Consider the following 14,859-nt stretch of genomic DNA (forward strand, 5'->3'; position numbering starts at 1 on the left):
CTCGATGATCTTGGCAACCTCGGTGTGGCGCTCGATCTGGACCGCGCGCTACGCGTACTTGCTGATGCTGCCCGGGCTGGTGCTGATCGCGATGTTCTCGATCTATCCGCTGGTGATGTCCTGGTACTACTCCGCCTTCGACTGGGACGGATTCTCGGCCGAGAAGCACTTCATCGGTCTCGGGAACTTCGTCGAGGTGGCCCAGGATCCGTACTTCTGGAATTCGTTCGGCCGGACCGCCCTGTTCGCCGGGGTGGCGACGCCGATCGAGTTGGTGATCTCGCTGTTCTTCGCCGTGCTGCTCAACGACGCCTCGCTGAGGTTTCGCACCGTCTACCGAACCATGATCTTCATCCCGGTGGTGACGACGACGGCGATCGTCAGCATCGTGATGAGCTTCGTCTTCTCGGCGTTCAACGGACCGGTCAATCAGGTGCTCGGCGGGCTGGGCGTGATCGACCGGCCGATCGACTTCCTCGGCGACCCGAAGCTGGTCCTGTGGACCGCGATCGGGATCTTCGTCTGGAAGTGGTGCGGCCAGCCGATGGTCTACTGGCTGGCCGGCCTGCAGACGATCCCGACCGAGTTGTACGAGGCGGCTCGCGTCGACGGGGCACCGCCACGGAAGATCTTCCGCCACCTCACGCTGCCCCTGCTGAAGCCGTTCGCCTTCGCGATCGCGATCATCGTCACGCTCGGCAACCTGCAGGTGTTCGCCTTCATCCAGGCCCTCACCCGGGGCGGGCCGTTCTACTCCTCCGAGGTGGTCGAGCTGTACATCTTCCGGCTGGCCTTCGGCGCCAGCGAGTCCGGGAGCTCGGCCCAGCGGCTCGGCTACGCCTCGGCGGCAGGGGTTCTGTTCGGGCTGGTGTTGATGATCTTCGGCCTCCTTCAGCTGGTCGCGGCTCGGCAGCTCCGCCGGGACGAGACCACCACCGCGGCGAGTTCGCGATGAGCAGGAAGCTGCGTCCGGGCTGGCGGCGACGGCTCCTGACGTACGTGCTGCTGACTCCGCTCTGCCTGGCCTGGATCTACCCGTTCGTCTGGATGATCTCCGCCTCGCTGAAGCCGGACAGCCGGGTCTTCTCCGGTCTCGGGCTGATCCCGACCAAGATCTTCTGGGAGAACTACGCGATCGCCTGGACCGAGAGCAGGATCGGCCAGTACTTCCTCAACTCTGCTCTGGTCACCGTGGGCGGCGTGATCATCGTCGTGCTGACCACCTCGACAATGGGCTACATCCTCGGCCGGCACCGGTTCCCGGGCAAGCGGATCCTCATCGGTGTGCTGGCCGCCCTGGCCATCCTGCCGCACGGCTACACGATCATTCCGGTGTTCGACCTGATCACCAAGCTCAATCTGACCGGCAGCCTGTTCGGGATCATCCTCGCCGAGAGCGGGCACGCCCACATCATCCAGCTGCTCCTCTACGCCGGCTACTTCCGGCAGTTGCCCGACGCGCTCGAGGAGGCGGCCAAGCTCGACGGCGCGGGGTTCTTCCGGATCTTCGGCACCATCTATCTGCCGCTGGCCAAGCCGGTGACCGCCACGGTGATCATCCTGCAGTTCATCGCCAGCTGGAACGACTTCCTGCTGCCGCTGGTCGTGACGATGAGCCAGCCCGACCTGCGGACCCTGGCCGTCGGCGTCTACAGCTTCCAGGGCGAGAACCTCACCAGCTACGCGCAGATGTCGGCCGCAAGCACGATCAGTCTGGTCCCGGTGATCGTGATCTTCCTCATCCTGCAGCGCTACTTCGTGGAGGGCATCGCCGGGGCCGTGCGGCAGTGACCATGATCGACACGCGGCCTGGTCGAGTGCCCGGCCGCGGGATCACCGGATCGGACCGATGGCGATCGCGCGGACGATCTGGCGCTGGAACACGACGAACAGCACCAGCAGCGGCACGACCGCGATCGTGGTGGCCGCCATGACCACCGTCCAGTTGCCGTTGTACTGGCTCTGCAGGGTCGCGGTGGCGACAGTGAGCACCCGCCAGGTGTCGCCGCTGGTGATCACCAACGGCCAGAGGAACGAGTTCCACTCGGTGACGACGGTGATCAAGGTCAGGGTGGCGATGATCGGCCGGCTCAGCGGAAGGATGATCTCGACCAGGACGTCGATCCGGCTAGCGCCGTCGAGCCGTGCTGCGTCGACCAGCTCCGAGGAGATGCCTCGGAAGTACTGCCGCAGCAGGAAGATCGCGTACGGTGAGCCGAGGAAGCCGGGCAGCGCCAGTCCCCAGAACGTGTCCCGCAGGCCCGCCTCGACCATGATCAGATAGAGCGGCACGATCGTCACCGCGCCCGGCACCATCATGGTTGCGAGATAGACCCAGAACAGCTGCTCCCGGCCGGGGAACCGGAGACGGGCAAACGCGTAGCCGGCCAGGACGGAGAAGGTGAGCTGCGTGATCACCGTGAACCCGGCGACCAGCAGCGTGACGAAGATCGGCCGGGCCAGGTCGTGCTCCGTGCCGAACAGCGCGAGGTAGTTGTCAACGGTCGGGGGCAGCGGCGCGGTCAGAGCGGACGCGGAGGCGAACTGCCGGGGCGTCTTCAGCGACGTGAACAGGCTCAACAGGAACGGGCCGAGCGTGACCGCGGCACCGGCCGTCAGGATCAGGTAGACGGCCGCCGCGCCGCGCCACCGTTGCCGTCGCCGCCGGATGGGGCGTTCAGTTGACGACATCGGCACCCCGGCGGGAGAAGTAGAGTTGCTGTCCGGCCGTGATCGAGACCAGTAGGACGAGCATGATTAACGCCATCACCGCGGCGTTGCCGAGATTGGCGTTCTGGAACGCCTCGGCGTAGATCCGGCCGGCGATCACGTCGGTCCGAAAGGCCGGGCCACCACCGGTGAGTGCGTACACGCTGTCGAAGGTCTGTGCCGCGGAGATCACGCCGGTGGCGAGCACGAAGAACGTCGTTGGCCGCAGCAACGGGAGCTTGATCAGCCAGGTGATGGCGAAGGCGCCCGCGCCGTCCAGCCGGGCGGCGTCGATGACCGGCTCCGGGATGGCGGTCAGCCCGGCCAGGAAGATCAACGTGACGTAGCCGACGTTGGACCAAATCGCAACGGCGGCCACCGAGGGCAGCGCGAGATCGGGATCGGACAGCCACTCGATCCGGGTTCCGATCAGCGCGTTGAGGGCGCCGCCGGTGGGCGCGAAGATCCACTTCCACACCACGCCGAGCGCGAGCGGGGCACAGATCCAGGGGAGCACGAAGACCGTACGGAAGAGCACCGAGCCCGGGAGGTCCCGCGCCAACAGCAGTGCCGTGACCAGGCCCAGCGCCGTCTGGAGGGGGATGACCAGGAGCACGTACAGCAGCGTGACCAGCAGCGAGTTGCCGATCCGGCCGTTGGACAGCACCTCGATCCAGTTGGCCGGGCCGACGAACTTCGCGACGCCGATGATGTTCCACTCGTGCACGCTCAGCCACAGCACGACCAAGATCGGGAAGACCAGGAAGGCCAGGATCCCGATCAGGCTGGGACCGACCAGCAGGTAGCCGGTGATCGCCTCGCCGCGGCGGTCCCGGTGACGGCGCCGGGTCGCCGCCGTCATGAGTTGCCGAGGACCTTGTTCGCGGCGGTCTGGGCCTGGCGGAGTCCTTCGTCGACCTCGAGCCGGCCGAGGAAGACCTCCTTGATGATCGGCTCGAGTTCGGCGTTCGACTCGCTGATCTTGGTGCTGGTCAGGACCGGGAGGGTGAAGGTCTCGCCCTCGAAGAACGGCGCCACGTCGACGTCCTTGGCCTTCCAGAAGTCGTCGTACGCGGGTCGCGCGTCGAGTACGGCGGGCACCGCCGCACCGCCGGCACCGATCGGCGTGCTGCCAGGCCCACTCGCCAGCCAGGTCAGCACACGTTGGGTCTGTTCAGGATGCGGAGAAGCCGCGTTGCCAGCCGCGATGATCCCGTTGGTCACGCTGCGCGGGCCGGCCGGACCGCTGGGGATCGGGACCACGCCCCACTCGAAGTCGGCGGTCTCAGTGATCTCGGCCATGTTGAACAAGCCGGTCTGGAACAGGGCCAGTCTGCCCTGCAGGAACTGCTCCTTGCTGAAGTCGGAGTTCTCGTTGGTGTCGGCCGCGGACGGCGCGACATGGTGCCGGTTGATCAAGTCGACCACGTACCCGATGGCCGCCGCAGACTCGGCCTCGGCGAACGTGTAGCCGGACTCGTTCCGCCAGTCGCCGCCGTTGGAACCGACGTAGTTGAACAGGATCCCGTCGCCGTCGTAGGCGGCGTTGTAGCCGAACTGTTTGATCTTGGCCGGGTCGAAGCCGGGCTCGTCGGCCGAGCGGCCCGCAGCGTCGAGGGTGAGCTTGCGCAGGACGGGGAGCAGCGTGTCCTCGGCGCCGTCGGGATCCCAGACGAGCTCCCGGAGGTCCGCGTCGGTGAGGCCGGCGGCCGCGACCAGCTTCTTGTTGTAGATCACCGCCTTGCCGCCGTCCGCGAGCTGGGGCACGCCCCACAGCGCACCGTTTCGGGTGTACTGCTGGACGACGCTCGGCTCCCAGGCCTTCGCGGCGTCGGGGCCCAAGGCCTTGGTGACATCGACCAGGCTGCCGTTGTCGGCGTAGGTGGTGAACGCACTGTTCAACCAGAAGATGTCGGACGCGGTCTTGCCGCCGACATCGACCAACAGATCGTCGAAGTAGCTGGCCCACGGCGTCACCTGGACCTGCACGTCGATGTCCGGGTTCTCCGCCTCGAAGGCGACGAACGAGGTCTCGTACGCCGTCGCGACGCTCTCGTCCCACAGGTTCACCGTGACCACCGTCGCGCCGTCAGCCGCCGGCGCGGACCGCTGGCCGATGACGACGGCGGTGGTGGCGATGGCAGCGACCGCGACCGCGATCACCCCGCCAAGAACGACCGATCTTCTGGCCATGAGTTTCCCTCCCGAGTTCGATTACTACACTTTAACTATCGGGAAAGTAGGGAATTCGAGCATCTCAGGATCCGGCGATCATGATCAACGAACCGGCCATCGCCCTCTATCGCGGACTGGGCTTCATCCTCACCGCCCGGCAGCGGTTCGTCCGGCTCCGGGCCGCGGCATGCTGAGCCCAGAGGGGACCTCTTCGCTGCCGCGCGGCCAGGACGAGTGGGGGATTGCCGACGCCGGGACGGTTCTCGCTTGACCCTGCCCCAGGGCCACGGAAGACAATCGCGTCATGACGGCTGTGGATGAAGCTCCCATGGATCAGGGCCGCCGGCCGCTGGTCAGGCCCGGTTGGATCGAGCTCGGCGTCGCTGTACTCGTGACGGTGATCTTGTACCTGATCGGGGGGTTGATCGGCTACCTCCAGCCGGTCGACTCACTGGTCTCGCCCGGCCAGGTCAACTTCATCATCTCGGGACTCGCGCCCCTCGGCGGGTTCGCGGCTGCCGTTCTGGTCAGGATCCGTGACGTCCGCCCGTTCGGGTTACGGCGGGTGCATCCTGGCTGGCTGCTCACGGGCGTCGCGGTCGGCTTGGTCTGCTTCGCTTTGAGTTGGCCGGTGTCGGCGATCTTCGATCCGTTGGTCCCCGGATCGGAGGGGGTCCAGCAAGGCTATCGCGATGCTGCGCGTTCAGGAGTGCTGTCCCTCGCGGTGACGGTCCTGCTCGGTGGTGTCCTGACGCCGATCGGGGAGGAGGCGCTGTTTCGCGGTGTGCTCGCGAATTTCTTGTTCCGTTGGGGTCCGTGGATCGGCGTTGTCGTGAGCGCGGCGATCTTCGCCGTGGCGCACGGCGTCAACAGCGTCATGCCACTCGCGTTTGTCGTCGGGCTCGCCACCGCCCTTCTGGTGAGGCTCTCCGGCGCGATCTGGCCGGGCCGTCCTGGTCCACGTTGTCTACAACAGCGCGGGCATCCTCTACCACGGCGTCGGCTATTGAGCCGTTCGCCGGCTCAGGGAGAAGCGCCCACGCACCAGGGCCGTGAACAAACACCCAAGAGAGTCCACAGGTGCGATGCCCGCTCACCAGCTCGCATGTCCAAGCACAGGCCGTCGATGAGCGGGCGCTTCCGGCGCAGCACGCGGACAGGGCGAGTCGAGGCCCCGAGGGTCAGCCGGGGGAATCGGCGTGGTCCACGCGAAAGACGTCTCTTCCTGACGGGCGGGGTGCTCCTTGGTCGATCCAGGTCGCGAGCTCGGTCCAGGGGCGGGTGTCGATATCGCCAACCCGGAGCTGCCGGTCTGCCGCGAGGTAGGCCATCTCGTGGGTGAGTCCGGGCTCCGATCCGAGGAAGAAGCTCGTGATCGAACGGTCGGCTGTCGTGGGGTCGGCGATGAAGGCGCCGTACGGGAAGCGTTCGTCGGTGCCGGCTGAGTGGCCGAGTGCGATGACGGTGGCGCCGGGTTCGAGGAGCGCGTACGCGTCGACGAGGTGCTGTCCGCCGATCATGTCGATGGCGCCGTGGACGTGAGCTGCGACCGCGGAGAGTGCGGCGTGCGTCTCGTGGGCGCCGAGACGTCGTAGATCGGCGTGTCGGCTCTCGTCGCGGGCGACGGCGACGACGTGCGCGCCGGAGCGGGCAGCGAGCTGCAGGGCGATCCTTCCGACTGCACTCGTGGCTCCCACGATCAGGATGCGTCGCCCGAGGATCGAGCCGAGCTTCCTCAGGGCACGCAGGGCGCTGGTCGCCGGGACGGGGAGCGTCGCAAGGTGCTCCCATGCCGCGTCGGACGGGGCGGCGGCGGTGGCTGCGTGAGGCACCGCACGGCGTTGCGCCCAGCCGCGGGCGCCGAGCCCGAGGAAGACGACACGATCGCCGACCTGTGGTCCCGCGCCGTCGGCGGCAGCCTCGAGCACGATGCCGGCTCCGTCCCAGCCGGGTATGGATCCGGCGGGAGCCCCGGGGAGGGCAGCAAGGTCACCGGGATTCGGAGCGAACGCCTCGACCCGCACCAGCAGCTCGTGCGGAAGCGGGGACGGCTCCGGCACTTCGCTCAGGGTCAAGCCTCCGGGTGCGCTCGGAGTCGTCGTCCATGCCAGCATCTCGAACCTTCCTCCGGCCGTCGTCGCCACCCTGCAACCCGCAGCAGTCGGCCCCTATTCCACGCCGGTGTCTCCCGCACCTTCCCGCGGAACGGTCCCCGCCGCCTCGACGAGCTGTCCTTCACCCGGGGTGAGGGCGGGCCCGGAGCTCCGCGTCTGCCACCAGACCCAGGCGGTGATCGCGATGTGCAACGCGCAGGGAAGGAGCATGATGGCCGATCCGACTCCTTCCGACCGGTCGTTCGCCGCGGTGAAGTCCGCGTGCAGGACGAGCAGGACGAGGAAGCCGATCGTGTTGTTCACCGCGTGGATGACGATGCCGATCTCGAGTCCGCCGCTTCTCCAGGTGATGATCGCGAGGGTGGAGGCGAAGACGAGGTAGTAGAGGTTCACCCAGGGGTCGGTCGAGAAGTGCACGACGGCGAAGAGGATGCTGGATACGGCGATGCCGAGCAGCAATGCTGCGCGCTGGCCTCTGGCCCAGCTCGCGGCGATCCGGAACACGAGGCCGCGGAATCCGTACTCCTCCCCGGCAGCCTGCAGAGGCGTCAGGAGGAGAGTCACGAGGAAGACCGAGGCCAGTCCGACCGTCGACCAGGTGGTGGTCGTGTTGCCCATCACCAGGTTGGAGACGACCAGGTTGATCGACCACAAGGGGAGCACGACCAGCATCGCCTTTCCGAAGACAGCGGTGCGGAAGACATTCAGTACCGAGGTCAACGAGGCGGCCCGGACTCCGTACAACGATCTTTGGATCAGCATGCTCCACGGGATCAGCAGCGCGATGGGGAGCATCGCTGCGACATGGATGCTCGCGGTATAACCGCTCAGCCCCAGCGCGGCATCGATGCGGAACGCGATGTGGACCGCTCCGAGCGTCAGACCGAACATTCCACCGACGAGCAGGATGATCGCCAGGATGCCCCGTCCGATGCGCCGTTTGTCGCTCGCCAGGACGCGGTGATACTCCACTCCGGACGGATTCGGGCGAAGTGCGAACGGGGACGTCCGCGACGAGTCCGTGGAGGATGGCGCGTTGGATGGGCTGTCTGTCATGTTTCCTTTGCTTTCTCGGGACTCGAGGTCATGCCGAGCAGATGGTTGCCGGCAGCCTGTGAGGTCAACGTCGCGGTTCCCAGTGGAAGGTGATCTTCGCCATGATCAGTGCTGCGGCGATCCATCCGAGGGTCGGCAGCATCAGCAGGAGGTTCTCTCCGAGGGCGGTGCTGCCGTTCCATGCGTTGATGCTGAGCTGTGTCGTGGCGCCGGAGGGGAGAAGGGCCTTGACGATCGGCGCGGAGTCTGCGCTGGTGAGTCCGATCCACATCGCCAGCCCGATCGGGCCGAGGGCGAGTGGCAGTGTCGTGACATTGGCGTGCTCCGGGGATCGCGTCACGCCGGCAGTCGCGAGCGCCAGAGCAAGCATCAGCGCAACCAGGAGCAGACCCGAGACCACGAGCAGAACCGGATCGGCCGGACCGTCGGCGACGGTGGTCAGCACACCGAGCACGATGATCAATTGGACGGCGCTGATCACCACGGGTGGGGCGACCAGTCCGGCGAGGATGCTCGCATCGCCCGCTGCCGTCGACCGAAGCCTTTTGAGAAAGAGGGTCTGCCGCCGTGCCGCCAGCGTCGTGACAGCGGTCACGTACAGGCCGAGAACCGATATCGACACCATCATCGACGCGACGGGGAATCCGATGCCGGCTGGGAAGTTTCGAAAGGCCTCACGTCCGAAGATCAACATCGCGCTCGTCCCGAGTGGGATCACGGTCGCGCTGATCAGCACCGACCTGTTCCGGATGATCTGCTTCAGCTCGCTGGCGGCGATGGTGAAGCTCATCGTTCCTGCTCCTGTCGGTTGGTCTCTTCATCGGTGATCGAGCGAAGCACGTCATCCAGCCGGGGCGATCCGGCTTCCAGGGCGTGCAGCTGCACTCCGTTGCCGCAGGCCCAGTCCAGCAGCGTGTGCAGGGTGGTCTGCAGCTGTGTGGTCCGGATGACGAAGCTGCCGTCGGGCAGCCGCTCCGCCCCGGAGGGGGCTGTGGCGTCGGCGGCGAGCGTGAACGAGATGCGTGCGGGAAGCGTGCTCGTGATGTCGTGGACGGTTCCCTCCGAGCGAAGTCGTCCGCCGTGCATCAGTCCGATGCGGTCCGCGTGCTGCTGCGCCTCCTCGAGGTAGTGGGTGGTCAGCAGGAACGTCGTCCCTTCCGACCGCATCGCCTCCACCACCGACCAGAGGTCGTCGCGTGCGTTCACGTCGAGCCCGGTGGTGGGTTCGTCGAGGATGATCAACTCCGGTCTCCCCCAGATGGCGGTGGCGAAATCGAGACGCCGCTGTTCGCCGCCGGAAAGCTGGGAAACCTGCGTCTGTGCGCGGGAGCCGAGGCCCACGACATCGAGGATGCGGCCGGAATCGTCTGTCCGGCCGGAGATCGCGCCGAAGAGCTCGACGGATTCGCGTGCGTTCAGCTCCGGAGAGAATCCGCCGTTCTGCAGCATGATCCCCGTGCGCGGTCGCACCGCTCGGCGGTGGCGAGGGTCCTCTCCGAAGACTCGGACGGACCCGTTGGTGGCGCGACGATGCCCCTCGATCGATTCGAGCGTCGAGGTCTTGCCCGCCCCGTTCGTGCCGAGCAGCGCATACAGTTCGCCCTCCGCGACGGTCAGGGACAGGTCTCGCACGGCCCAGAAGCCTCCGTACCGGACGGAGATCCGATCGATCTCGATGACGGGTTGCATGCCATCAATCGCACCTGCTCGCGTGGACTGAGGGCACTGCCGTCATGTCAGCGGAACAGCTGACACAGCGTCACTACTGGCGACGGCGGTACCTGGAGAGGCTCAAGGCATGAAACTGCTCAGAGGCATTCTCACCGTGATCGTCGTCGTCGGTATTCCCAGCGCGTTCATCCTGCTCCTCAGCCGGAGCAATCCCGACGTCATTGCGTTCCTACCGGACGACTGGGAGTCGTTCATCATCCAGAACAACTGGATCGGCTTCCTCGTCCTCGGCATCGAGGTCGTCGCTACGCTCGCCGTCAGCGGGCTCGGATCACTCAGCAAAAAGCGTGAGAACGCCGCCTAAGGTGGGGGGATCGAACCAATCGAGAAGGCGGGCCGTCCCCTGACGGGTTCCGGCACCCGGCAGCGGATCCGACATGCGACGATCCTCACGGTCACGGTCGCGGTTGTCCCCATCGGGATGCTGGCTGTGGCCGTGACCGCCACCTCGTGGTGGGACGGAATCCTGGTCGCCCCAGGTCTTCTCGCGCCACTGCTTCTGCTCCGGCAGTGGGCTCCCGACGGCCTCCCGCAAGGCAGCATGGTGGTCGTGGTTCTCGCCGCCGCGAGCTGGGCGGTCAGCGCGGTGCTAGGCGGCAGCCCGCTGGGTGTGTTCGCGCTCTCCCTGGCCGGAGCGATGGTCCTGACTCGGTTGCCCCATCATCGCGTCCTCGCCATACTCGGCTTCTGCGCGGCCTCGGCGGCGCTCGGCGCCATGGTCTTCATCACTCGGCCGTTCACGCCGCTGACCGGGGCGAAGTACCTTCTCATTCCGGCCGCGACGACACTCTTCATCTGCATCGTCATGGCCCTGGTCGAACGCTACTCCGAGATTCTCCTCGCCGTGGAACGCGCGAAACAGACCGAGGCCGAACTCGCCGTCGCGCGGGAACGGATCCGCTTCGCGAGCGACCTGCACGACATCCAAGGACACACACTCCACGTGATCAAGCTCAAGGCCGCGTTGGCCAAGCAGCTCACCGACTCGGACCCGGTCGCCGCGCAGCATGAACTCGACGAAGTGCAGCACCTCATCGCCGACACCATCGCCCGCACACACGACCTCGTCCACGCGCAGCGCCGCCTCAACGTCGCCGCGGAGGCGGAGAACGCCAAGAACCTCCTCGAGGCCGCCGGGATCGCCGTGACGATCGCCACGATCAACCCGGTGGGAGGTTCCGACAGTGCCCTGCTCGCGCAGGTGCTGCGCGAGACCACGACAAACATCCTGCGCCACTCGAGCAGCACTCGCACGACGATCACCATCGACACCCACCGCATCGCGATCGTCAACGACGGTGCCGATCAAGGCCCGCTGCCCCCGCTGGGCGGGCTGGGCACCCTCCGCCGTCGACTGGAGGAGAGCGGGGGATCGCTCGACCTCGCCCGCGAGTCCGGAAGCTTCCGGACCACAGCCACGGTCCCCACACCGGCACCGGTCACCTCCACGCGCGAGCACGACCGATGAGCCTCCAGTCCGTGACCGTCCTCCTCGCCGACGACGAACAGCTCATCCGGTCTGCCCTCGCCGCGCTTCTGCCGCTCAACGGAAACATCACGGTCATCGCGGAAGCCGCCGACGGCGTCGAAGCCGCAAGACTGACCCGAAATCACCGGCCCGACGTCGTCGTCATGGACCTCGACATGCCCACCATGGACGGGCTCCACGCCGTGGCAGAGATCCGTGAGAACGACCCGGACCAGATCATCGTCCTCCTCACCCGTCATGCCAGACCCGGTGTACTGCGACGAGCGCTGAAGGCCGGCGTGCTCGGCTTCCTCAGCAAAGCAGCCGACCCCGAGCTCATCGCCGAGGTCATCCACACCGTCGCGAGACGACAACGATGGATCGACCCCGGCATTGCCGCCCGCGCCATGACCGACGACTGCCCGCTCACAGAACGGGAACTCGACGTCCTCCGTGAGACAAGCGATGGCTACGCCGTCACCGAGATTGCACGCCGACTCCACCTCGCGCACGGCACTGTCCGCAACTACCTCTCCAACGCCATGCAGAAGACCCAGACCGCGACCCGCCACGATGCCGCCCGCTACGCCCGCGAACACGACTGGCTCTGACATCGACGTACCGCAAGGGATCGAGGTCAGTTCAGCCCCGCGCCGTCGTCGGGGTGATCGTGGCCGGCGGCGTACGGGCTCGGATAGGCGATGAACGCGTGCGGTTCACGAGTTCGCCCAAGCCGGATGCTGTCGCGGAGCGGGTCGCCCTCCGCGACAGCTGGGTGCGAGGGACACCCATCCGCTCGGCCTGAGCGGTGGTGACCATCCGCCAGCGGTGCTCCGCGAGCTCTGGGACCGCCACACTAACCATGCGGCAAATTGCATCGGATACAGCCACAAGCTGTAGCCGTTCGGAGGCGGATCGGGCGGTTGTGGTGCCCATGCTGCGGCGGATCGCACAAGCACGGCGCCAATGTGTCCATGGAGGTCAACGTTCGCCCCCACGATGATCAAGGAATTCGGACGACAGAGAGGTCATCATGAACCTGAGCCGACGCCGCGTTCTCCAACTCACATCCCTGCCCTTGTTGGCGACCGCCTTCCAAGCGGTTGGCGCATCCCAGCCCTTCATCGCCTCAGCATCGGCGACCAGTGCCGGCGACGTGGAAGCTGCTCTGAGTTCTGTGACCCATCCATACCTGCTGGTCACGGAGGACGCGTTCACCACCTGGCCCGATCTCGCGGCGACCGCTGGATCGCCGTGGCAGGGGATGCTGCAGGACGCGATCAACGACTCGCGCACGTTCCCTTATACGAACCGTGCGGACGGCACCGACGCTGAACACACGACACTGCCGGGCGTGCCGGTCGCTACCAGTCCGGTCCAGCTGAGTTCAGCGGCGAACTGCATGACCATCGTCACTTCTTCAGCGCTGGTGGCCTATCTCGCCGACCCGGACGCCCGGGACAACCACCTGGACATCCTCGAACGGATGCTTCGACACTTCGGACTCTATGTCGCTCCGTACCTGGGCCTGGGAACCAATCTGGCACCGGGGACTACCGGTGGCTGGGATTCGTTCGTGGTGCCGACGTCCGCTTTGGTGAACATGGTGATGGTCCTCGACATCGCCCACGACGATTTGAGCGCACGTGGGACTTTGGCCACGCACGAGGCAACTGTTCGGGATGCCTATGACTGGCTGTGGACCCAAGCGGCCGACGAGGGGTTCGTCTGGCGCCAGGGGCTGCACGGATCGCGGGCTATCGGAGCCTTGTATTTCCACGAGTATGCGCAGGCCGAACAGGCGATAACCGACTATGTGAGTCACCAGTCCGCATCTCTGGAAGCCGATGGTGTCTTCCTCGGCGGCGCCTACTATGCGAACGAGCGTTATGTCCCGCCTCAAGGAAAGCGTGACAACAAGCTCCATGCCGTTGATGTGCTCGAGCATCTGGGGCTCGCCACGTTCTACGACGACCCACGCTGGATCAACTTCTACGAGTGGGTATTCGGCTATTCCTACAGTCCGGTCACCCGGCGATCTCCGGACGGGGCTACTGAGCGAAAGGACTACTACATCTTCGGCGACACCTTCGTGTCGGGGATCGCCAGGAACGAAACGTACGAGAACAACATTCACGGCGCGAGCGCCGACTTCTACAAGGCCGGCAGATTCGGCAAGAAGGCGTTCGCTTGGGCCGGGGCTGCGGTCGGCCGGCCGACGACACCCAGCGGTCGCTTCTGGAACTTCGCATTTTACGAAGGTCCCTTTCCTGCGGATCTGACCATCCCGTCGCGGTACTTCCCCAGCGGAAACACCGTGATGCGGGAACCCGGTGCGGAGGCCGCGAACCGACGGCTTTCTGCCTCGATCTGGTCCCCGATCAGGGCGAACACAACAGCTGGACACGCCCGGTACGACACGAATTCCATCCACCTCACTGCCTACGGTGAACACGTTCTCCGCGGCTCCGGCTATCCCGGCTACACGCCGATGATCGACAATCCGGAATATTGGCTGCACAGCCGTTCACACAACACCGCCATGGTCGATGGTGCCAAGCATGTTCTCAGATACGGTGCCGGTTTCGACGCCGGCCAGAGCGGCGTTCCGGAAGTCATCTTCGGTGCTGGTGTGCTCGACTACGCCGAAGCAACCTCAGGTCAGGCACTTCCCAATGGGCGCCATAGCCGCGCCCTTCTGCAGATAGTGGGCAATAATGGCATGGGCGGCTACTGGATTCTCCAGGATGAAGTCATCTCCGATGACGGCATCCAGGCTGAGTTGGCACTCCACCCTGCCTCATCAACTTTGGTGGAAATTGCCCCGAGTTGGCTGTATCGATCGCGGATGGACATCAAACGTGCGGTCCCGGGAAGTGAGGTGGACCTGACGCTCGCGCTCGCCACCGAGCCGACAGGACTATTGATTGAGCCGGGCATCTTCGGCGCGATCAGCGGCGGCCATGATGACTGCGAGTATCTGGCGCCGTCGTACGCCATTCCGGGCTCAGGAACTGCTCGTGTCCTGACCGCGCTCTTCCCGAGCGAACCCGGCGTCTCGATACCGAATATCAGCCGCGCCACGATCCCGGGCGGGAGCGGTATCACTCTGTCGCTCAATGACACCGCTGACACTTCGTGGGTCAGCGACGGTGTTGCCGACGTGGTGCTCGGCGATACTACGGCTCGTGGACTTGGCGGCTGGCAACGCCACGTCGGCAGCCATGTCACGGCTGCGCTGCTCCGACGTGGCTCCTCAATCGCGACCGAGTTCGCCAGCGGTCGGGTCGAGTGGCAATCCGAAGCTCCGTTGTCGGTTCTCCTCACGCCTTCTTCATTGGCGGTCTTGGCGCCTCAGTCCACGTGGGTGTCGGTCCGTGCCAGCGCCGGGCAGCTTGCCGCGGTTGCTACCCTCACGTCCGATCCCGCACACCGGAGGAGCGTCGGAGACAGACTTCGGTTTCGCATGCCGCGCGGTCTGCACAAACTGACCTGGTAGGCGCGCTCCGGTCGCAGATCAGAGCTTCCGGCGGTGGCCTCTCGAGTACATCGGATCGTCCCTCAGTACTTTGGCGACCGGTCGCACGAGCCACCCTGGGTTGCCGG

General features: G+C 66.0%; 13 protein-coding genes and 1 pseudogene. 7 read left to right on the top strand and 7 right to left on the bottom strand.

Annotated elements, in window-relative coordinates:
- Nucleotides 1-4 precede the first annotated feature (4 nt).
- A complete protein-coding gene (locus ACFQU4_RS03020; RefSeq protein WP_377486758.1) occupies nt 5-955 on the top strand; it encodes a carbohydrate ABC transporter permease in 951 nt (316 codons plus the stop codon).
- Nucleotides 952-1,791, top strand: coding sequence for a carbohydrate ABC transporter permease (locus tag ACFQU4_RS03025; RefSeq protein ID WP_377486761.1), 840 nt, complete (start codon nt 952-954; stop codon nt 1,789-1,791). Before ACFQU4_RS03020 ends, ACFQU4_RS03025 begins: the two co-directional genes overlap by 4 nt.
- A 42-nt stretch (nt 1,792-1,833) precedes the next feature.
- Here ACFQU4_RS03025 and ACFQU4_RS03030 read toward each other — a convergent pair whose 3' ends face one another.
- From ACFQU4_RS03030 to ACFQU4_RS03040, 3 genes are read right to left on the bottom strand one after another with little or no spacing between them, the layout of a single operon-like run.
- Nucleotides 1,834-2,691, bottom strand: a complete 858-nt coding sequence (locus ACFQU4_RS03030) for a carbohydrate ABC transporter permease (protein ID WP_377486763.1) — start codon at nt 2,689-2,691, stop codon at nt 1,834-1,836.
- Nucleotides 2,678-3,571: a carbohydrate ABC transporter permease gene (locus ACFQU4_RS03035; protein WP_377486765.1), complete on the bottom strand. Its 894-nt coding sequence runs from the start codon at nt 3,569-3,571 to the stop codon at nt 2,678-2,680. Before ACFQU4_RS03035 ends, ACFQU4_RS03030 begins: the two co-directional genes overlap by 14 nt.
- On the bottom strand, nt 3,568-4,902 hold the full coding sequence (locus ACFQU4_RS03040) for an ABC transporter substrate-binding protein (RefSeq protein WP_377486767.1): 1,335 nt from the start codon (nt 4,900-4,902) through the stop codon (nt 3,568-3,570). Before ACFQU4_RS03040 ends, ACFQU4_RS03035 begins: the two co-directional genes overlap by 4 nt.
- Nucleotides 4,903-5,212: 310 nt before the next feature.
- On the opposite strand from ACFQU4_RS03040, the pseudogene ACFQU4_RS03045 reads away from it, so the two are divergent.
- Nucleotides 5,213-5,818, top strand: a pseudogene (locus tag ACFQU4_RS03045) (CPBP family intramembrane glutamic endopeptidase); the annotation flags it as partial.
- 247 nt (nt 5,819-6,065) lie between these two features.
- On the opposite strand, the gene ACFQU4_RS03050 reads toward ACFQU4_RS03045, so the two are convergent.
- The 4 genes from ACFQU4_RS03050 to ACFQU4_RS03065 form a co-directional block, all read right to left on the bottom strand.
- Nucleotides 6,066-6,998: a zinc-binding dehydrogenase gene (locus ACFQU4_RS03050; protein ID WP_377486769.1), complete on the bottom strand. Its 933-nt coding sequence runs from the start codon at nt 6,996-6,998 to the stop codon at nt 6,066-6,068.
- A gap of 54 nt (nt 6,999-7,052) precedes the next feature.
- Nucleotides 7,053-7,970 (bottom strand): CPBP family intramembrane glutamic endopeptidase, encoded by a 918-nt coding sequence (locus tag ACFQU4_RS03055; RefSeq protein ID WP_377486771.1) that lies wholly within the window; start codon nt 7,968-7,970, stop codon nt 7,053-7,055.
- 148 nt (nt 7,971-8,118) lie between these two features.
- Entirely contained in the window at nt 8,119-8,844 is a 726-nt protein-coding gene (locus ACFQU4_RS03060; protein WP_377486773.1) for an ABC transporter permease, read from the bottom strand.
- A complete protein-coding gene (locus tag ACFQU4_RS03065) occupies nt 8,841-9,743 on the bottom strand; it encodes an ABC transporter ATP-binding protein (RefSeq protein WP_377486775.1) in 903 nt (300 codons plus the stop codon). The genes ACFQU4_RS03060 and ACFQU4_RS03065 overlap by 4 nt, the downstream gene beginning before the upstream one ends.
- 109 nt (nt 9,744-9,852) lie before the next feature.
- On the opposite strand from ACFQU4_RS03065, the gene ACFQU4_RS03070 reads away from it, so the two are divergent.
- The 4 genes from ACFQU4_RS03070 (at nt 9,853) to ACFQU4_RS03085 (ending at nt 14,752) form a co-directional block, all read left to right on the top strand.
- The gene (locus ACFQU4_RS03070) at nt 9,853-10,089 is read left to right on the top strand and encodes a hypothetical protein (protein WP_377486777.1); all 237 of its coding nucleotides are present in this window, start codon (nt 9,853-9,855) and stop codon (nt 10,087-10,089) included.
- Between the two features lie 132 nt (nt 10,090-10,221).
- Nucleotides 10,222-11,253: a sensor histidine kinase gene (locus ACFQU4_RS03075; protein WP_377486779.1), complete on the top strand. Its 1,032-nt coding sequence runs from the start codon at nt 10,222-10,224 to the stop codon at nt 11,251-11,253.
- Between the two features lie 11 nt (nt 11,254-11,264).
- Nucleotides 11,265-11,864: a response regulator gene (locus ACFQU4_RS03080; RefSeq protein WP_377486781.1), complete on the top strand. Its 600-nt coding sequence runs from the start codon at nt 11,265-11,267 to the stop codon at nt 11,862-11,864.
- Nucleotides 11,865-12,286: 422 nt separating this feature from the next.
- Entirely contained in the window at nt 12,287-14,752 is a 2,466-nt protein-coding gene (locus ACFQU4_RS03085) for a heparinase II/III family protein (protein ID WP_377486783.1), read from the top strand.
- Nucleotides 14,753-14,859: the final 107 nt, after the last annotated feature.

The organism is Microlunatus sp. GCM10028923 (assembly GCF_042666975.1).
GTDB lineage: Bacteria > Actinomycetota > Actinomycetes > Propionibacteriales > Propionibacteriaceae > Microlunatus.